At 45.6% G+C, this 20337-nt stretch carries 16 protein-coding genes; 7 read left to right on the top strand and 9 right to left on the bottom strand.

Annotation, left to right across the window (positions count from 1 at the left end):
- Positions 1–53 precede the first annotated feature (53 nt).
- Complete coding sequence (gene gspC, locus E5672_RS12570) at positions 54–971, bottom strand: type II secretion system protein GspC (RefSeq protein ID WP_136782506.1); 918 nt, start codon at positions 969–971, stop codon at positions 54–56.
- A 129-nt stretch (positions 972–1100) separates the two neighbouring features.
- Between gspC and hslR the strand changes: the two genes are divergently transcribed.
- From hslR to E5672_RS12595, 5 genes are all read left to right on the top strand, one after another.
- Positions 1101–1505, top strand: a complete 405-nt coding sequence (gene hslR / locus E5672_RS12575; protein ID WP_136782507.1) for a ribosome-associated heat shock protein Hsp15 — start codon at positions 1101–1103, stop codon at positions 1503–1505.
- Positions 1506–1528: 23 nt separating this feature from the next.
- Entirely contained in the window at positions 1529–2428 is a 900-nt protein-coding gene (gene hslO / locus E5672_RS12580) for an Hsp33 family molecular chaperone HslO (RefSeq protein WP_136782508.1), read from the top strand.
- A 445-nt stretch (positions 2429–2873) separates the two neighbouring features.
- Positions 2874–4436: a phosphoenolpyruvate carboxykinase gene (locus E5672_RS12585; RefSeq protein WP_136782509.1), complete on the top strand. Its 1563-nt coding sequence runs from the start codon at positions 2874–2876 to the stop codon at positions 4434–4436.
- Between the two features lie 234 nt (positions 4437–4670).
- Entirely contained in the window at positions 4671–7094 is a 2424-nt protein-coding gene (locus E5672_RS12590; RefSeq protein WP_136782510.1) for a TIM-barrel domain-containing protein, read from the top strand.
- A gap of 134 nt (positions 7095–7228) precedes the next feature.
- Complete coding sequence (locus tag E5672_RS12595; RefSeq protein WP_136782511.1) at positions 7229–8401, top strand: MFS transporter; 1173 nt, start codon at positions 7229–7231, stop codon at positions 8399–8401.
- Between the two features lie 78 nt (positions 8402–8479).
- On the opposite strand, the gene envZ is transcribed toward E5672_RS12595, so the two are convergent.
- The 5 genes from envZ to E5672_RS12620 form a co-directional block, all read right to left on the bottom strand.
- Positions 8480–9814, bottom strand: a complete 1335-nt coding sequence (envZ, locus tag E5672_RS12600) for a two-component system sensor histidine kinase EnvZ (protein ID WP_136782512.1) — start codon at positions 9812–9814, stop codon at positions 8480–8482.
- Positions 9815–9948: 134 nt separating this feature from the next.
- On the bottom strand, positions 9949–10671 hold the full coding sequence (gene ompR / locus E5672_RS12605; RefSeq protein ID WP_276606290.1) for an osmolarity response regulator transcription factor OmpR: 723 nt from the start codon (positions 10669–10671) through the stop codon (positions 9949–9951).
- 138 nt (positions 10672–10809) lie between these two features.
- Positions 10810–11940 carry a DUF2855 family protein gene (locus E5672_RS12610; protein WP_136782514.1) on the bottom strand — a complete coding sequence of 377 codons (1131 nt, stop codon included), beginning with the start codon at positions 11938–11940 and terminating at the stop codon, positions 10810–10812.
- Positions 11941–12042: 102 nt separating this feature from the next.
- Positions 12043–12777, bottom strand: a complete 735-nt coding sequence (locus E5672_RS12615) for a DAPG hydrolase family protein (protein ID WP_136782515.1) — start codon at positions 12775–12777, stop codon at positions 12043–12045.
- Between the two features lie 3 nt (positions 12778–12780).
- Entirely contained in the window at positions 12781–13422 is a 642-nt protein-coding gene (locus E5672_RS12620) for a TetR/AcrR family transcriptional regulator (RefSeq protein WP_136782516.1), read from the bottom strand.
- Between the two features lie 158 nt (positions 13423–13580).
- Here E5672_RS12620 and E5672_RS12625 point away from each other — a divergent pair, with 158 nt between their 5' ends.
- Complete coding sequence (locus tag E5672_RS12625; RefSeq protein ID WP_136782517.1) at positions 13581–15932, top strand: TonB-dependent receptor; 2352 nt, start codon at positions 13581–13583, stop codon at positions 15930–15932.
- Positions 15933–16073: 141 nt separating this feature from the next.
- Here the strand turns inward: E5672_RS12625 and E5672_RS12630 are convergent, their stop codons facing one another.
- Together E5672_RS12630 and E5672_RS12635 are read right to left on the bottom strand one after the other, a co-directional pair.
- On the bottom strand, positions 16074–16979 hold the full coding sequence (locus E5672_RS12630; protein ID WP_136782518.1) for a phosphoribulokinase: 906 nt from the start codon (positions 16977–16979) through the stop codon (positions 16074–16076).
- A 122-nt stretch (positions 16980–17101) separates the two neighbouring features.
- Complete coding sequence (locus E5672_RS12635; RefSeq protein WP_136782519.1) at positions 17102–18037, bottom strand: ion transporter; 936 nt, start codon at positions 18035–18037, stop codon at positions 17102–17104.
- 156 nt (positions 18038–18193) lie between these two features.
- Between E5672_RS12635 and E5672_RS12640 the strand changes: the two genes are divergently transcribed.
- A complete protein-coding gene (locus E5672_RS12640) occupies positions 18194–18955 on the top strand; it encodes a sugar-binding protein (protein ID WP_136782520.1) in 762 nt (253 codons plus the stop codon).
- A gap of 65 nt (positions 18956–19020) precedes the next feature.
- Here the strand turns inward: E5672_RS12640 and purD are convergent, their stop codons facing one another.
- Positions 19021–20313 (bottom strand): phosphoribosylamine--glycine ligase, encoded by a 1293-nt coding sequence (gene purD, locus E5672_RS12645; RefSeq protein ID WP_136782521.1) that lies wholly within the window; start codon positions 20311–20313, stop codon positions 19021–19023.
- Between the last annotated feature and the right edge of the window lie 24 nt (positions 20314–20337).

Here is a 20337-nt window from a genome sequence, read left to right on the forward strand (position 1 = left end):
ATTTATTATGCTGCTAACCTAGCGACAATATCGCGCTGCTACCGTTATTGGTATTAAGACTCAGGTAAATCTAGGTATAGCGTAGTTAAACTGCCATCTCGAATAATCGTTAATTCTATCGTTTGTGCGTTGCGAAGCTCAGACAATGCCTCTTGCGATTGCTGCAAGTCGGTAAGGTCTAGCCCGTTAATTTGTGTAATCACGTCGCCAGCCTGAAGTCCAGCCGATTTAAATAGTTCAGGCTCTTTGCCAGGACTCACCTGATAACCGATAAGCTGGCCTTCTTCGGTTTTCGGCGATATTGAAATAAAGTCTGTGAAGTTAGCTGGACGCTCTCGCAGAGCTGCGGTTGCTTCTAGCGCTTCTTCGCTAAGCTCTACTACATCTTCTTCCTCTTCCTCTGGCTCAGGTCGGTTCCTTGCTTGCATTTCACGGCGGCGATTAGCTTCATCGTAATCAATACCGTCAAGCATCAGAGTTTCGTTTCTTACCCCGTTCTTAATGATAACGCGGTCGTTATACACTTTTTGCAACGTGGCATTAGTGCCTTCAATTTTTTCGCCCAAACCATACACCGCTTGGCTACCGCGGTTTTCGATAATAGCGGTGCCAGCGTCTTGTTCTGAACTGGCTACAACGCCCGTTAACGTTAAGTTTAAGCGCGTTTCTGGCGCGTCAGTCACCTCGGCGACCGGTTCAGCAGGCTTGGCTGCTGCATTACCAAATAAATTCAGCTGTTGTATTTTGGCAATGTTGACCCCATTTTGGCCTGACGACGAAGAAATAACCGGAGCACGGCTTACTGTGGGTGTCGCAGATAGTTGAGGTTCGGGTATAATTCGCCACACGAGTTTGGCAGCAAATGCAATTAAATACAGGCTGAGCAGAACCACTACGATGGTATGTAGCTGTTTTTGATGCTGGTTCAGATAAACAACCAGAGATTGTGGGTTGGGTTTATTGAATGTCATGCTGCCACTGATGGTACTGCTTTATTATAATATAGTGAATTTTTGGTTAACCGCGCTTTAGCAAACCCATAATAGCCTAGTAAAGGTGAGGGTCACAACACTAAAGCCACACCATTACGAAATTATTACATGAGCCAATCGGAAACTAACAATACACCACAAAACGTCAGGCTGGACAAGTGGCTATGGGCTGCAAGGTTCTTCAAAACCCGTGCAATTGCAAGAGACATGGTGCAGTCGGGAAAAGTCCAGTACAACGGGCAACGAGCCAAACCTGGTAAACATGTAGAGCTTGGCGCCATGATTAAAGTTCCCTCCGGATGGGATAATCGTGAAATTAAAGTGCTAGGCTTAAGCGACAAGCGTTTGAGCGCCCCTTTGGCGCAGGCTCTTTTTGAAGAGACGATGGAAAGTGTAACAAAACGTGAAGAAAACCAAACGGCGCGGAAAATGAACGCCTTTCACAGCCCTAAACCAGATCATAGACCTGATAAAAAGCAGCGACGACAGATTATTAAATTTAAGCAGCAATAATGAGCTGCTCAACAGGATTAGTTATGAGCGATTTCGATAAATTACACCGCTTCTTATTTACCCAAGCTAACGTTCGTGGCGAATTGGTTCGTCTTGATGAGAGCTTAAAGCAAATTGTGCACAGCTATGAATACCCTGTGCAAATTCAAACATTGCTAAGTGAAATGGCGGCAGCAACATCACTACTGACGGCAACCCTTAAGTTTAAAGGTGAAATTTCACTTCAAATTCAAAGCAAAGGGCCGGTAAGCTACGCGGTATTAAACGCCACTCACGAACAAACGCTGCGCGGTGTGGCGCGCTGGGACGAGACATTAGAAACATTGCCAGAAACGTTTTCTGAGCTGTTGTCTCAGGCGGTACTGGTTATTACTATCACTCCAGATGAAGGCGAGCGTTATCAGGGCGTTGTCGCATTAGATAAACCTTCACTAGCTGACTGTATTGAAGGTTACTTTGCTCAGTCTGAACAGCTAGCGACGAGCGTGCACCTAATGACTGACATGAGCGACCCTAAAAACGCGAAAGCGTCGGGTGTGTTGCTGCAAGTATTGCCCACCGATGCCAGCGCTACGGATGTGTCGCAAGCCAATGAGTTTGCTCATATCTCTAAACTTACTCAAACATTGACCAAAGAAGAGATGTTTTCTTTGTCGGTTGAAGATATTTTATATCGCCTTTACCACCAAGAAGATGTGGAAGTGTACCCTGCTAAGGGCGTAACCTTTGCTTGTTCATGCTCGAGGGAGCGAAGCGCAGAAGCACTTCGTCACGTGGAGAAGTCTGAACTTCACGCGATTATTGCTGAAGAAGGTGCAATCAAAATGAACTGCCAGTACTGTCATGCTGAATACCGCTTCGATAGTATCGACGTAGAAGCCATTCACAGCGGCAACTTCGACGCTCCGTCTTCTAATCAGTAACTACTGGTCTACTGCTATGTTAAAGCACCTTCTATTGAAGGTGCTTTTTCGTTTCAGAACGCCTCGCAGTATATATCAATTGATTCGCGCAACACTTCACTTGTGGTCAAGAAGTGACCAGTAGTAAGTGTTTAACTTTTCTCCACAGTCCCACTTTCCTTTTATTTCTGTTTCAGTGAAAGTTTTCACTCGCTTTTTCAAAAAAAATTTCATCATTTTATTTTGAAATTCATCGATCAATATAGGTTTTCTAATCCCTATTTTTGCATTTATATCCAAGGTAAAGGCTTTCCTTGTAATTAATTTACAATATTTATGAAATTTGCATGTGCTAAATAGTGAGTATGTGTTTTATAAATGCTCGCAAGGCCTTGTTTACATTACACTCAAAGAGGTGATACTTTTTTGAAAGTGCTTTTGAAAAATTACATATAAGGTAACAGCCATGACCGCAGCAGCCTCTATTCAAACGGAACTGAAAATAACGCCACTCACCGACCTGCCTAATGCAGAACTTATCGAACGCGCCGTATTGCGCGGCGAAGGTGTGCTAGATAAAAACGGTGCGCTTGTCGTTGAAACCGGCAAACGTACGGGCCGCTCTCCAAACGATAGATTTATTGTTAAAGAGCCAACAACAGAAAATGATATCGATTGGGGCAAGGTGAACAAACCTTTTGATTCCGACAAATTCGATGCACTGTGGGACCGCGTTGAAGCTTACCTGTCTACCCAAGAACACTTTCTTTCACACCTTCAAGTGGGCTCTGACCCCGAGCATGCTTTATCGCTTGAAGTAAGAACCCAAACCGCATGGCAGCATGTTTTTGCCCGTAACCTGTTTATTATTCCAGAGCAGTGGAATGTTAAAGGCGAACAGCCTTGGCAAATCTTAAACGTACCTGGTTTCACTTGTGAGCCAGAGCGTGACGGCACAAACAGTGATGGCACAGTTATCATCAACTTCGCGAAAAAGCGCGTACTGCTTGCGGGCATGCGTTACGCGGGTGAAATGAAAAAAGCCATGTTCTCAGTGCAAAACTTCCTGCTTCCAGCGAAAGACGTACTACCTATGCACTGTTCAGCCAACGTGGGTGAAGAAGGCGATGTGACCTTGTTCTTTGGCCTTTCAGGTACTGGCAAAACCACGCTCTCAGCCGATCCTAAGCGTTTCTTGATTGGAGACGACGAGCACGGCTGGGCACCAGGTAGCGTATTTAATATCGAAGGTGGTTGCTACGCTAAATGTATCGACCTATCTCAAAAGAACGAGCCAGTAATTTGGAATGCCATCAAGTTTGGTACCATTCTAGAAAACGTAGTGCTTGATGAAACGCGCACGCCAGATTATACCGACACATCGTTAACCCAAAACTCACGTGCGGCCTACCCGCTTTCGCACATTGAAAAGCGCGTTGCTGAAAACCGAGGCGGCGAACCTCGCTCAGTCGTATTTTTGACCTGTGACGTAAGTGGCGTATTGCCTCCTGTTTCAGTGCTAAGTGAAGAAGCTGCGGCGTATCACTTCCTAAGCGGTTATACAGCGAAAGTCGGCTCTACTGAAATTGGCTCTACTAGCGATATTGAGTCAACCTTCTCAACCTGTTTTGGTGCGCCTTTCTTCCCACGTCCAGCAGGCGTGTATGCAGAGCTTCTGATTAAGCGTGTTAAAGCGTTCGGCGCTAAGGTTTACTTGGTTAATACGGGTTGGACAGGCGGCCCTTACGGCACAGGTAGCCGTTTTGATATCCCTACTACACGCGCCATCATCGACGCAATTGTATCGGGCAATTTGGCTGATGTTGAAACCCAACACATTGACGCGTTAAACCTAGATGTGCCTGTGGCAGTAGACGGTGTAGACAGCAATTTGCTTGTGCCTCAGAACACATGGGCTGACAAAGAGAAGTACAACGAATACGCCGCTAACTTAGTTAGTGACTTTAAACAGAACTTTGAAAAATACGACGTTAGCGACGCTATCGTTAAAGCCGGGCCGGGTAACTAACACTCGGTTCGCCCCTTCCCAACGTTCATCACACTCAACGTGATTGATGTTTTGCCCGCACCGTGTTGCGGGCTTTTTTTGTATTATTGTTAACAAATTTAACATTATGAATACGTATGTTTATTTAAGTTGAGCAATGCACTGGCTATCATTCACCGTACACAAGTAGGCTTTAATTAAGCGCGCTCGTTAATTAAGTGCGGTTCGCTAAGAAGCATAAAAAAGGTTTTGAGCATGATAGACAGGAAACAGCGTATAGCACTTGCATGTGCTGGTTTGGCATTTTTCTCGGTATATTCGGTAGCCGAAGTTCAAACAGCAACACTGGAAAAAGCAACGCTAAATATTGATACGGATACCAATGACTTCACGATAAGCGTGTTGCACGATAGAGGCTTTCAAGTAACGTATCTTACTGATGATAATGGTACGCCTTACGTAAATCTTCCGTCTATGGCGCTTCCCGAGCCCGCGTTGACTGATGTTACAAACAAAACAGCTAACGATGTAGAGCTAGTTGAAACCGCGACAACCCTAACCTTAAAGCTCAACAATATTGCAGCGCATGTTGATAAGGCGACACACGCTATCAGCTATTCTGTTGACGGCAAAATCGTCGCGAAAGAACAAGGCGGACTAAGTATTTCCAGTAAAGAAGTCAGCCTGTCGTTTGCGCTAGGTGAAAACGAGAAACTTTATGGTGGCGGCCAGCGGGTTTTAGGTATGGATCGTCGTGGTCATAGCATGCCGCTATATAACAAAGCACACTATGGTTACACCACGTCTTCACACCAAATGTACTTTGGCTTGTCGGCCGTGATGTCATCAAAAAATTATAGTGTATTGTTCGATAACACCGCTTCTGGCGAGATAGATATTGGCAAAACGAACAGCGACGAGTTGCTATTTAAGGCACAAGGCGGCCGTGCTAGCTACATCATGGTGTTGGGTGAAAATTTAGAAGACACGGTTACGAATACGGTAGCAGTAACGGGAAAACAGCCGCTTCCACCGCGTTGGCTGTTAGGTAACTTTGCGTCTCGCTTTGGTTATAAGTCTCAGCAGCAGGTCATGGATGTTGTCGATCAGTTCAATCAGCAAGATATTCCTGTAGACGCCGTCGTACTTGACCTTTATTGGTTTGGTAAGGATGTAAAAGGGCATATGGGCAATTTAAGCTGGGACACTGAGGCGTTTCCGGCACCTGAAACCATGATAGCGAGTCTTCGTGAGCAAGACGTTAAAACAGTGCTGATTACTGAGCCGTTTATACTCACTACCTCTAAACAATGGGAAAGTGCTGTTGCTGCCGATGCACTTGCTGCGAAAGAAGATGGCTCGCCTTACACGTTCGATTTTTACTTCGGCAATACAGGGTTGGTTGACGTTTTCAGCGAAAAGGGACAAGACTGGTTTTGGTCGTTCTATGAAAAGCTAGCTGCACAGGGCGTTGCAGGCTGGTGGGGCGATCTTGGCGAGCCAGAAGTTCACCCTGACGATATTCAGCATATGTGGCAATCCACAAAAGTCAGCGGCGCAGAAGTGCACAATGCCTATGGCCACCAGTGGGCAAAAACCGTATACAACAACCTAACGGTGTTGCAACCCAATACACGTCCTTTTGTACTCATGCGTTCAGGGTTTCTAGGTAGTCAACGCTTTGGTATGGTGCCGTGGACAGGGGACGTAAGCCGCAGTTGGGGCGGGCTTAAGCCACAGGTAGAATTAGCACTTCAAATGAGTGTCTTTGGTATGGCGTATACCCATTCCGACTTAGGTGGGTTTGCAGGAGGCGAAACCTTTGATGCCGAGCTTTATACAAGATGGCTTCAATTTGGTACCTTTTCACCGGTATTTAGGCCTCATGCTCAAGATAATATTGCGCCAGAGCCAGTTTTCCACGCCGACCCCGTAAAGTCGATTGCGCGCAAGTTTATTCAACTTCGCTACGACATGCTGCCTTATAACTATTCACTGGCCTTTGAAAATGCGCTTTACGGCACGCCATTAATGCGACCGTTAGCTATGGCCTACGGTGATAGCGATTGGTTTGAAAATGCAGACAGTTATTTGTGGGGCAATGGGTTATTAGTTTCGCCTGTAACTCGCGCAAATCAAACGGTTTGGCCGACCAAGCTGCCTGAAGGTGTATGGTTTGATTTTTTCTCTGATACGAAATACGAAGGTGGTCAAACCGTTAACTACCCACTAAGCCAAAATAATTTCCCTGTGTGGGTAAGAGCAGGAAGCTTTATGCCAATGGCTAAAGGGCTTAGCCGTACAGAGCAGTTTGATGCACGTAAAATAGAAATGCATTACTGGCACGACAATTCAGTAAATTCATCTTCATATACTTATTATGAAGATGACGGCAAAAATCCAGCGTCTGTCGAAAAGGGGTTGTACACTAGGTTACTGCTAAGTGCCTCATTTGAAGATGATAACGCACTTACTCTTACTCTTGAGAGCGATGGCAGCTATGTAGGTATGCCAAAGCAGCGCAATATCACTTATGTAGTACATGGTTTCAGCGAAAAGCCACAAAGTGTTTCCATTGACGGCAATAGCATACCAGTAACATGGGACGACAAAGGGAAAACGCTTTCACTTGCATTTTCCTGCGACTATCAGCAGTCGGTTGAGATAGTGATCATGTGATAATAATCGGCCGCTGACTTACATTAAAAGTCAGCTTCCCCAGAGGGTTCACTTCGTGGTTAGCGGTACATCTCTACGTTGTGCCCTCACACCCGTATCCGATGTCTTAAACTGATGTCAACCATGGAGCCTAAATGAGCAGACTTCCCGCTACCATTGTTATATTTGCTGGTTTTTTCTTAATTGGTAAATTGTTTTTACTGTGGGGAATACTTCTTCCAGATATTGCTGCAGATCTGCAAATGTCAGAATTAGTCAGTGGCGCACTGTTTTCGCTCTTTTCGGTAGGCATGATGTTAGGTGCGGTGATTGGTGGCAAGTACGCCAGCCGCTTTGAGTACATGCCGCTGCTAGCCACGTTGTTTAGTATTAATACTGGGCTGCTGCTCTTAGTCTCTGTACTGTCTTCCTGGCAGTGGTTTTTAGTGTTAGCGGTGTTAATTGGGGTAGTAAGCTCGACAATTTTTACCATCGGACACACCCTAATAGCGCGGATGTATGCAGAAAAGCGCTTTACCATGATGGGCTTAATGGACTTTATGTTCAGTTTAGGTACGTTTGCAGCGTCTTTCTTTGTAACACTGTTATATCTTGTTGAGCACAACTGGCGGTTGCCCATACAAGTAGTTGCAGGGGTTATGATTATTCTGTCTTGTTATACCTTTATTGCGGCACGCTCGCAGGCAAAAGTCTTGAGGGGGCAACCTAAAGCACCGAAAAAAACCTTGGCATTTGGCGTTATCATAAAGCAGCCTGTTTTTATATTTCTAACGCTGCTCACCTTTGGCTATGGTGCGGTAGAGTTTGGTAACGCGAACTGGTTTGTGAGCTATGCGCAAAACGGTTTGGGCTTTACTGGCGAACAGTCAAGAAACCTACTGGCATGCTTTACCGCTGGTATGGTAATCAGTCGCTTGACCTTCCCATTTTTACTGCGATTTGTATCGGTGCATCGCATGATTGTCATCATGTCCACCGCTTCACTAGCGGGTGTATTCGCACTGAAATTAATGCCTTCATTTTATGGCATTGGTGCGGGTAATTTACTGTTGGGTTTAGGTTTAGGTGGGCTCTTCCCACTTGCTTTGTCAGCAGCAATGAACATTGATAGCGACAACGGCCCTGTGCTTTCTGGCATTTCTATTATCGGTAACTCTACTGGCGTACAAGTGGCTTCTTTTTCGACTGGGCTGTGGGCTAATTTTGTGCCCCTTACCACTGCATTTTGGGTGATCCCACTGGGTGGATGTGTACTTTGGCTTGCTTCTTATGGTTACAGCAGAAAAATTAAGTACCACAGAAGCTAATAGTCTTTAGATGGGCTGCTCAGCATAGCCTAAATACAGCATAAACATGGCGCTGCGGATAATTTGAAAGCTGTAGCGCTAGCTCTTTTTGGGTAACTCGGAAAGGTATGGTAAGTAAAACTCGGCCACAAGTCCTTGTTGTGGATGGTTTCTTAGTGTCACCTCTCCATCATGGGCCTCTACAATTCTTCGAATAATGGCAAGCCCCAGGCCAGAGCCAGACGAATTACGTGCTTTATCACCTTGTGCAAACGGCATGAAAACACTGTTGAGTTCATCTTCAGGTATGCCGGGGCCAAAATCACGCACTTTGCAGTACACGCGCTTTTCATGGCGATTGTAAAAGCTGCTAATCGCGATTTCTTCAGAACCATATTTAAAGGCGTTTTCAATAAGGTTGTCGATGACGCGCTTCATCGCAATGCGTCTTAATGACAGAGGAGGAATAGCGTTGAGTTTGAGCTCGATGTGGTGTTTATCGTCAAGGTGTCGTGCTTGTACAAGCTCTGCGATAATTGCGTTTAAATCGGTTTCTTGGGTGACTTCTTCGGTATCGTAGCGGGCATAGTCAATGAACTGATCGATAATAGCGTTCATATCTTCTATGTCGTTTACAATGCCGTCTTTTATCCAATCTTGATCTTCTGGCAGCATTTCCGAGGCAAGACGAATGCGAGTAAGCGGCGTACGCAAGTCGTGGGAAATACCTGCTGTCATGATATTTCTGTCGTTTTCAAGCTGCTTAATGCCTTGATTCATGCGGTTAAATGCGCGAGTAACCTGAATCATTTCGGTGCTACCTTGCTCACGAAGTGGCGTCGGGTGTTCACCTTTACCAACGGCTATTGCCGCCTTTTGTAAGGCTGACAACGGTCGGGTCATACGCCTTACAAACAGCCAGCCACCGGCTACGCTCAATATCCCAATTACCATTAAATACATAGTAAGGGGCGAGATATTCGCTTCGTTTAAGCCCGAAATGGGAATAGAAATCCAGGTGTCTGGGTAGCGATTAAGAGATATCCACACAATGTAAGGCGCGTTCTCGTCACTGGCCTGTGTGGTGGTGCTAATGCGTACGTCCGCAAGCTGCCTGAGTTGTTCGCTAACCTGAGAAGAAATATAGCTATAGTATACGGCGCTCTCTAATCCATTTTGTTTGGCTACGCTTTCGTCAAAGACCTGTACCTGGGTTTTTTGAAAGTAGCGGTCGCGGGTTTCTTGGTTAGTTACCAGCAAATCGTTAGCCAGTACAGACTTTACTTGGGTGGCCAAAAGGCTGTTAATTTGTTGATAGCTGGGCTGAATAAAGTAGTAGGTAACCGATATGTACGACACAATTTGGTTGATAAGCAGCAGCACGCCAATGAGCATGACGGTTTGGCCAAACGCACTTTTGGGAATTAAACGCATAATTTGCCACCGCTGTGAATCGTGGGCCAGCATCTGAAGTGGCTATAGGTCAACCCATAGTTAGGTGTCATGGATATACATACTTTATTAGCAAACTGGGCCAGGCGGTAGCACCCGCGTATGGGACATGGGTGCTAAACTTGTTCGCCATCTGGTACGAATACGTAGCCCAATCCCCACACAGTTTGAATATAGCGAGGGTTGGCAGGGTCTTCTTCCAGCATTCTTCGTAAGCGCGAAACCTGAACGTCGATACTGCGCTCTAATGCGCTGTAGTCGCGACCACGCGCTAAGTTCATCAATTTATCACGCGACAAAGGCTCACGTGGGTGGGTAACCAGAGATTTTAATACCGCAAATTCGCCGCTAGTCAGGGTTAGGGGCGTATCACCCGCTGTCATTTCACGGGTAGCAAGGTTCAGTTTGTAACTACCAAATTCTACAATCTGTACATCTTTAGACGGGGCACCCGGCGCTTCGCTGCTGCGTCTGCGCAATACGGCTTTAGCCCGAGCAAGAAGCTCGCGCGGGTTAAATGGCTTAGGCAAATAATCGTCTGCGCCCATTTCAAGGCCAATAATGCGGTCAACTTCATCGCCCTTTGCAGTAAGCATAATAATGGGCATGTCGTTCTCTTGCTGGCGCAATCGGCGGCAAATAGACAAGCCGTCTTCGCCCGGTAGCATAAGGTCCAAAACCATAAGGTGAAAATTCTCGCGCTCAAGCAGTCTGTCCATTTGTTCTGCGTTGGCCGCACTGCGGACTTGATAGCCTTGTTCTAGCAAATAGCGCTCTAACAGGCTGCGCAGACGCATGTCATCATCAACAACGAGAATTTTAGAGGTTTCCTGACCCATACTCATACCTTTCGTTTTACTTTTGTTTCACTATAACCACAAGATGTGAAATACAAAAGCGACAAAAGCGTAAAAGATAGAGCATGTTTGTTACAAATAGTGTCTAAAGCGGGCAAGAACCCATGTTGCTATGTAACGCTAATCAAAGGTGGCGACATTAAGGGCTTTGGTATTTGCCGAGCCGTTAAGTGTCTCCAGATATAACTGTGTTATAGCATTAGTGCCCTGGTGCGACTGTTCAAAGAAATGACCGCTGACTTTTGAGGCGAAGCGCAGCCATGCACCCGCGTATTTCGCCAAAAAGGCTTCATGCCCCCATTCACCTTGGCGCAGTTTTACGCGTGCTGGTGCGAAGAAAATTTCTGCATTAAGCAGTTTGGGGTTTGGCTTTTCTTCGGCTTTCCAATCGGTTGCACCAATTAACGTTACCTCGCTTAAGTTATCGCCAAGCAGCTCGCTAAGGTTATTGATTAGCGTGCCGTTAGCTGCGAAATCAAGAAGCCAGTAGCGCGAATTGCGGCAGTCACTCGTAAGAGCAGATAGGTCATCATAGCTATATACTGCATCGTAGCAGTCAGATGCTTTGACCATATCCATATTAGACTGAGAGGTTAACCCAACCACTTGATAGCTGGCGTTTCGCGCCGATTTTTGATCTTTTAGTAGTTGCGCTGTACCTAGCGCGGTTTTACTTGAAGCGCTAGATAACAGTAAAACTTCACCCTTTGCTTTCTCAGCAACATAGTCATCAAGCACAAACGACGTCATATATAAGGGTCTGAAATTTAGCTGCCATGCTTCACGGGCTTTGTCGTAGCCAGGGTCCGCCGCACAGCGTAGGTATTGGTCGTAAACCGGGCTGATACTTTTGCGCATTTCATGTACGTCTGAAAATCCGTGTGTGGCGACTTTTCCAGCCTTTATTACCCAATGGCTCGCCATGGGTAGGTAACCAAATACCTTCTCGCCTTCTTTGATATCAGGATGACAAGACGCTTTGACTGTGGCAAACCCCCAAACCGGTACTATGCCAAAGCCGTTTGGGTTAACACCATCGTTATTACTTTGTGGTGGAAAAAAGCCCCAGTAGCCCATTTTAAAACCCAATGCCGCGTAGGTGATGTTATTGGCAGAAAACCCGAAACTATCGGTCTTAAGCAATACTTCGTCTTCCCTCAAGATGTTTGTAGACAGCACATATTCGACCACTTTAGTTTGATTTAAGTCGTCTTGTTTCACCCATATTTGCGTACTTGTTACCGTTGGCATCGCATCACCTAAAATTTTAGCTAAGGGAACTTAACATTACGTAATTTTTAAATAATTTCGACTTTAGGTTGTAAATAGATTGTTATATCGCTGGCGAATGTATTATTTAGTCGGCTGGTTGTCTTCATACAATTGAGGTAAAAAGTCTGCTAGATTTCCCATTTCTTCAATTGCATGCGTCATCAAGTCGCTTGCCAGAGAGGTGTTAAGCAAGAAGTATCTTGCTAAAGCTGTATTGCCGATCAGCCCTTCAATTGAGCGGACCTGTTCATTTCCCTCGCGCTTAGCAACATGCCCCAACCAAAAAATGGAACGCATTTCTGCACCAAATTCAGTATCGCGAATGTAATGGCACATGGTCGTGAGATTTAAGTCGCGTTCTAATTCACCCGCCCGAGCACATAACAAAGTTTCATTTTTCGATGGTGTGTAATCAGGAAAAAATTCAACAGGGTCGACAAACTGGATACGAAGCTTTTGAAGTTCGTTGCCAATGTATTCGTGCACAAGATGACTGGCTCCAATAATTTCCCCCTCTCGTTTGTTTTCCCAACTCATCCAAACATGCGCGGTGGGGTGCCACTTTTGATAATCGGCGGTAGTTTGCATGTAATCAGCAAACCACCATCGCACCATATTCGCTTTCACTTTTGGCATGCGGGTAAGCGCTTTTACTACAATAACGCCATTGGATTGGGTAAAAATACCGGTTTCGAGATCGTTGTACTCTGGGTTAAAGAGTCCTGAAGTTTCTCGATAGTGAGAAAATGGATTAACACCCCAAATAGCGATGATAAAGACAATACTTGATAGGAAGATAACGACTATTTTTTTCATATCTTATAGCTCTTGAAAAATGTTGAGTGCATCAATTTCATGATGAGAAAGACCGAGCATGGTCAGAACAAAACGTGCCCATTCCATTCCGTCTGGCACTTGGCTTTGGCGGTGAATAGAGGCGATGACTAATCCGATAAAGCCCCAACTTGTAATGGGTTCTGCTATTTCTGGTGACGCGACCGGTTGAAAGCGACCGCGAATAACGCCACTGGCAATATTCGCCGTTAGAAAGTCGCGCTGACTTTCGGTGATCGCATTGTTGAGGATATGGGGGTATGCAGTAAGCTTTTCGGTAATTGGATCAGTAGCAATGCTATTAAACATTGCATTTGCCATCCTCGCGACAACGTCGGCACTGTCGACATCTGAACCTATCAAAACTTGCGATAGTTGTTCTGTATGCGCCCGGGCATATGCTTCGTAGCGCACTCTTACCGCCTCTATGATGCAATCGACCTTCCCTTCAAAATAGTTATAAAAGGTTCTTCTGCCGACATCCGCTCCATCTGCAATGTCATCTGCAGTTAATGTTTCAAACCCTTTTCTCGCGATAAGTTCAGTCGCCACAGTCAGCAATTTTATTCGCGTCTTATGCTTTTTTCGGGTGATCCTGTTTTCACCAGAGACATTTGTCGAGTTCATTTCATTAGCCCTGTATTCGCAGTTGATAACTGAATGTAGTAACAATAATAACTAAATTATACAGAAGTGCAATATTGCACTAGTGTGCAATTGTGGTTAGAGTGATGTTTAATATGTGTAAAAATTGTGTGAATTAATGGTGTTTGCAAGGGGGTTACATGAAAGTTGCGAAGATGATACAAGTTGTTGGCGTATGTGTGGCGATGATGGGAGTGGGGGTAAAAGCAGATGAACCACAGTTGGTGGATGAGAAAAGTAAGACTATAGATGATCCTGTTTTAGAAGTAATTGAAGTGACGGCACAGAAGCGCACTCAATCAATACAAGAGGTGCCGATATCTGTTCAAGCATTGACGGGGGATGTCATTGAACGCAGTGGGGTGAGTGATTTCGAGGATATTGTGCATATTTCGCCGTCTATTTCACTGCAAGATAATTTGTCACCGTTCCAGAAAAGCATTTACATAAGAGGAACCGGGACCACCATTAATTCAGCTACGGTGGAGTCGAGTGTTTCAACAGTAGTCGACGGTGTAGTACTTGCTCGACAGGGCCAATTTTTTGGAAGCTTAGCAGATACAGAAAGAGTAGAAGTATTAAGGGGACCGCAAAGCACATTGTTTGGCAAAAATGCATCTGCTGGGGTGCTTAATATTGTGACTGAAAAGCCCAGTTTCGAAGAGCAAGCAATGCGTGCGTCGGTCTCTTATGATGAATACGGAGAATGGAATGCGAAAGGCACGGTGACGGGGCCAATTTCGGATGAAGTCGCATTCCGATTGTCGGGGAACTATAAATATGTGGCAACGAGTCATATTGAGAACGTCAACAATGACGGTCCTTCCCTTGATAAAGAGCGAGCCAAAGGCGCGAGAGGTAAGCTGCAATGGGATATAAATGATAATATTGAGTTGATGCTCATTGCTGACTATTCGGACACAAGTGCCCCCTCTGGCGTGCGAGTATTTCGGTCGGTGAGCGAGGCCTCACTTGAAGCGAGTAATATTGACGCGAGAACACCAGTTATACCTGGAGAAAGTAATCGACAAGTGAATATCAACGATCCTCATCATTACGACATGAAAGATTGGGGGGGCAGTGCAGAATTAAATTGGTGGTTAGACGAGCATCAAATCACCTCAATTACCGCATACAGAAACTGGCAAATGGATGATGCACTAGATATAGATTCAACTGGTGTAGATATTCCCGTCAGTGCCTATATTGGCTATGGTACGCCTTCTTTTCGAGGCGTAGTAAACAGCACGAAAGACACGGAGCAAATGTCACAAGAAGTTAGGCTCCAATCAACTCACGAAGGGGCCTTTCAATACACTATAGGTGCGTATTTGTGGGGTACGAATTACATAGGTATTAATCAAGAAAGGCGAACCGTATGCTACGACTTAGTTGCGGCAAGGCCTGTTTACAGTAACTGTGAAGGGGTTCCACCACCAGCTGCCTATGTGGCGAGTCAGTCCTACGATCAACTTACGGATGTATCAACGCAATATTACGCGTTATTTGGTCAATTTGATTATGAATTGAGTCAGAAGTTTTCAGTCTCTTTGGGGTTGAGGTCTCAACGTGATGTATTTGAATGGGACGTTCAACAGCGCGGGATTGTTGAGGAAGGCGATTTACCTGAACCTCGTTATGAGGGGGCAGGCAAGCAGCATTATACTGAAACAACGGGAAAGCTTTCTTTTCAGTTTGCTTTAGAATCAGGTGCTAATGCATATGCTACCTACTCCAAAGGGTACAAGGGTCCTGGCGCAGACTTTGCTTTGCCTGATAGTGCGCCTCTAGAGCCTGAATATGTCGATGCCTACGAAATCGGTTATAAAACGCAATGGTTTAATCGAAGACTGAATCTTACAAGCGCACTTTTCTGGCAAGATTTTGAGAATACGCAGGTCTCCTATTTTGATGAGACAGATGTGATTTTCAGGCCCACTAATGCTGGTAAAACAAGGCAGAGAGGTCTTGAAATAGACGGAATGTTCGCCGCCACCAATAATCTCACTTTAACGTTAGCCACAACGTGGTTAGATGCAGAGTTTCAATCGTATTCGGTGGCCTGCTATGTAAACGACCCTAGCCCATCGTGCTCTGAGTCAGGTACAAAGGATGTATCTGGTGAAACCACGACGTTTTCTCCTGAATTTAAAATTGTTTCTGGGCTGCACTATGAGAGTGATGCCTTGAGCAACGGTGCAACATGGTTTTTGCAAGCGAATCATCGTTGGCAATCAGAAGTGCAATATGATGCGAGCCAAAACCCTGCAACCATACAGGGGGCGTATGGCATCGCGGAAGTATTCATCGGATATACTGCAGCGTCACAGAGATATTCCGTGTCTTTGTTCGTTAAGAATATATTTGATACACAATATGTTAATAACTTAGCTGCTTTTGTAGACTCCACAGGGCAAGGAGAATCTGTTATCCAATTTGTTCCCAAAACGGCGGATAGGCTAATTGGTGTTTCCGTTAATTTTCAATATTAATCTGTCTCTAAAAAAAGGTTTCTAGGTTAAATGTAATACTGATTCGACGTATTTTAATTATGGGGCCCGATAGTTGGAGAAAACGGTCTGAGGGCTGTTTAGATAGAGCTGCCACGTTTAACCGTGGCAGGTATTGAACGGCTACTCGCCGGTACTAAGCCAATCCATTTGATGACCGGCTCTTCGTTTTTTATTTAAAATATCTTCAAGAAGCGGCGTAAGAATAAGCTCCATAGCCAGTGCTATTTTGCCCCCTGGCACCACCAAGGTATTGATACGAGACATAAACGAACCATCAATCATCTGAAGCAAATAAGGATAATCGACACTCTTCATTTCACGTCTGAATCGAACCACAACAAAGCTCTCATCCTGGGTTGGAATTTCACGAGCGCTGAACGGGTTAGAGGTATCCACAGTCGGTACGCGCTGGAAGTTAACGTGGGTGCGTGAAAACTGCGGCGTAATATAGTGGAAGTAGTCGTCTAGCCCACGCACTATGCTGCTCATCACCGCTTCACGGGAGTGACCGCGATCAGTGGTGTCGCGCACAATTTTTTGGATCCACTCTAAGTTTACGATGGGTACCATGCCGACCAGTAAATCTACATGCTTTGCTACGTCATTCTCTTCAGTCTTAACACCCCCGTGTAATCCTTCATAGAACAACAAATCAGTGTTTTTGGGCAAATCTTGCCAAGGTGTAAAGGTTCCAGGCATCTGGTTAAAAGGGACTGCCTCATCAAAAGTATGAAGGTATTGTCTAAATTGACCTGTACCCGAGCTGCCGTATTCCCTAAACAGAGATTCTAAGAGTTCGAAATCGTTGGCTTTAGGGCCAAAGTAGCTAATATGCCTGCCTTGCTCTTGTGCTTTTCGAATTTCTACTTCCATTTCTGGGCGAGTAAAACGATGGAAGCTATCACCGCCAACTACTGCAGCATTAACATTTAAGTTCCTGAAAATATGGCGAATAGCATTGGTCGTGGTAGTAGTACCCGCACCAGAAGAACCTGTTATAGCAATAATAGGGTGTTTGACAGACATAGGAATTCTTTTTGGAAATGACGGGTACTAGTTATAAGCTGATGTGAGCTAAGAATCAAGGGCAGGTATAAGCGCTTACTACTCGAACCCTGGGGGTTGCTTTCGCTCCAGCCTGCGTATAATCAATCATCTAGCCGTTTGTGATGGTGCTGCAGTAGGCGCACAATTAGCTTTGCCTCTTCTTCATCTAAATCAAGAAGTGCGCGAACATGTTCTAGGTGATGCAGATCGTGCTCACTCAACTTTCCGTCGTCCAAAACGCTTCTTACTGTGTCTTTAAACCTATCGCGTTTTAGCTGCATCTGTGACGTGTAGCTAGAAGACAAAATACCCGCTGGTAAGGCGTAAAAACAGATACCCATAATAGTTATGAGGCCGCCAAATATTTTACCCAATGCAGTTATAGGAACGGCGTCACCATAGCCCACTGTGGTCAGCGTGACGAGCGCCCACCACAATGAAGCGGGAATACTGCTAAAAACATCGGGCTGAGCAGCGTGTTCAATGTAGTAAATACAGGTGGCGGCGATAATCGTGAACAACAAAAGTACGCTTAACGCCGCAATAAGGCTGTGAGACTCGTTGCGCAATACGGTTACGAGAGTTTGCATAGAGCGCGAATAGCGCCCGATTTTTAGAATTCGCATTACCCGAAATATTCGCAAAATACGTAAATCGAACGCCACGAAAACGCTTAAGTAAAAAGGCAGAATTGCCATTAGGTCGACCAGCGCCATGGGACTTTTCAAATAGCTCCAGCGCTTTTGCCACGTCGTTGTATGTTCGTGATTAAGGCGGTTTGGGGCCGATGCGCTGCCGTATAAACGAAGAAAGTACTCGACGGTAAATATCAGTACTGAAACCACTTCGATTATGTGAAGTTCGTACTGCCAAATGGCAGGGATACCCGGCACTGTTTCCAGCATCATAGCGACAACATTTACGATAATTAACGCGATAAGAAATACATCAAATATTTTGCTGAGCTTTTTGTACTCGTGAGCCTCGCTAGCAGGCGCAAGGATGTGATAGCACGCGTTTTGAAATGACATAACCATGGTGGTGAGGGAACGAATGTCTTTTTATACCAATTACCGTTGCAAATTGGTAATGCTTCTAAAAAAGGAGGGAGTGTTTGGCACTTTTTTCAAGCGCGAATGGGGTCAAAACATGGTAGTTTAAAATACCAATAAGCAAACAAAGAGCGTATCCAATTGAAAAGTACAAAACATTTAGGGGCAGCACTAACCTCGGCACTGCTTGTGGCTATGTCTGTGCCCACAGCACAAGCTAAGTCTGACAGCGTACTTTTTTCATCAATGCCACCTGTTATAGATGGTGTGGCCAACGACGCTGCATGGAAAGGGGGCGATTGGCATGACATGACGTCGCTTATGTGGGGTACGGCACCTGAGCCCAGCGACTTTTCAGGTCGATATAAACTCCGATGGAACGAGGATGCGCTGTATCTGTTGGCTGAAATACAAGACGATCACCTTTCAGATACTTACGCTAACCCGCTGGAGCGTTATTGGGATGATGACTGTTTAGAAATTTTCATTGATGCGGATGCCTCTGGTGGCGATCACCTGAATAACTACAACGCGTTTGCTTATCACTTGGCTCTAGATAATCAGGTTGTTGATATAGGCCCAAATGGGGCTGGAGAGGCGGTACCGCAACTCTACAATGATCATGTAGAGAACAAATGGCAGCGTGATACAGAAGCGCCTTATAAAGTCTATTGGGAAGCTAGAGTGCGTGTGTTTGAAGACACCTATAGGCACGGAGCAGATAATTCGCCAGTTACCTTAAAAGAAGGTATGACGCTGGGTTTTATGCTTGCTTACTGCGATGCAGATGGCGGTGATAGAGAACACTTTATGGGCTCTCATAAGATAACCCCAGTAAACGGTGATAAAAATTTAGGGTACAAAGACGCATCGGTATTCGGAAAAGTGCTTTTAACTAAGTAATGTTGGCCGAGTACGGCATAAAAAAACGCGGCATTAAGCCGCGTTTCTAATGTTTTGTATTTCTTTTATTTTGCTTCAGCTTCACGGGCAATAGCGCGGTGTGCAATATCAGTGCGGTAGTACACATCTTTAAACTGAATAGTCTTCAGTAGCTCATACGCTTTTTGCTGTGCTTCGGTAACGTTGTTACCCAAAGCAGTAGCGCAAAGCACGCGGCCACCTGCGGTAACAACGTCACCGTCTTGAAGAGCAGTACCAGCGTGGAAAACTTTTCCTTCTAGTTTAGCGGCTTCTTCGAAACCAGTAATCACGTCGCCCTTGTCGTAGCTGCCTGGGTAGCCGCCAGCGGCAAGCACAACACCTACTGCAGCGCGCTCGTCAAACTCAATGGTTTTGCCTGCAAGTTCGCCTTTGCATGCTGCTTGGCAAAGTGGAACGATATCCGATTTTAAGCGCAGCATAATTGGCTGGGTTTCTGGGTCACCAAAGCGGCAGTTGTACTCAATCACCTTAGGTGTGCCGTCTGCCATGATCATAAGGCCTGCATACAAAAAGCCAACGTAGTCGTTGCCTTCAGCGGCCATGCCATCAACCGTTGGCATAATCACTTCCTGCATAATACGGTTGTGAATGTCTTGTGTTACTACCGGAGCAGGAGAGTACGCACCCATACCACCTGTGTTTGGCCCTTTATCACCGTCAGCAGCACGCTTGTGATCTTGGCTGGTGGCAAAAGGCAGTACGTTCTTACCGTCTACCATGACAATGAACGACGCTTCTTCACCGTCTAAGAACTCTTCAATAACTACGCGGCTGCCCGCTTCGCCAAAGGCATTGCCCGCTAGCATGTCGCGAATAGCCTCTTCAGCTTCTTCAAGGGTCATCGCAACAATAACACCTTTACCGGCAGCAAGGCCGTCTGCCTTTACTACAATCGGCGCACCTTTCTCGCGAACATAGGCAATGGCAGGGTCAATTTCTGTGAAGTTTTGATACTCAGCCGTTGGAATGTTGTGGCGAGCCAAAAAGTCTTTGGTAAAAGCTTTTGAGCCTTCAAGCTGCGCCGCAGCTTGAGTGGGCCCAAAAATCATTAAACCCGCGTTAGTGAACGCATCTACAACACCTGCAACCAGCGGCGCTTCTGGGCCTACAATAGTAAGCTCAACATCGTTACCTTGAGCAAAAGAAACCAAGCCAGCAATGTCGTTAACATCAATAGCTACGTTCTCAAGCTTAGGCTCTGTAGCGGTACCCGCATTACCAGGTGCTACAAATACTGTTGAAACATCAGAAGACTGCGCTGCTTTAAACGCTAGCGCGTGTTCGCGGCCACCGCCGCCAATTACAAGTACGTTCATTAACTGTTCCGTTTTGAGTGTTTA

Origin of the sequence: Alteromonas portus, from assembly GCF_005117025.1 — a bacterium.
In the GTDB taxonomy this organism is placed as follows: Bacteria; Pseudomonadota; Gammaproteobacteria; order Enterobacterales; family Alteromonadaceae; genus Alteromonas; species Alteromonas portus.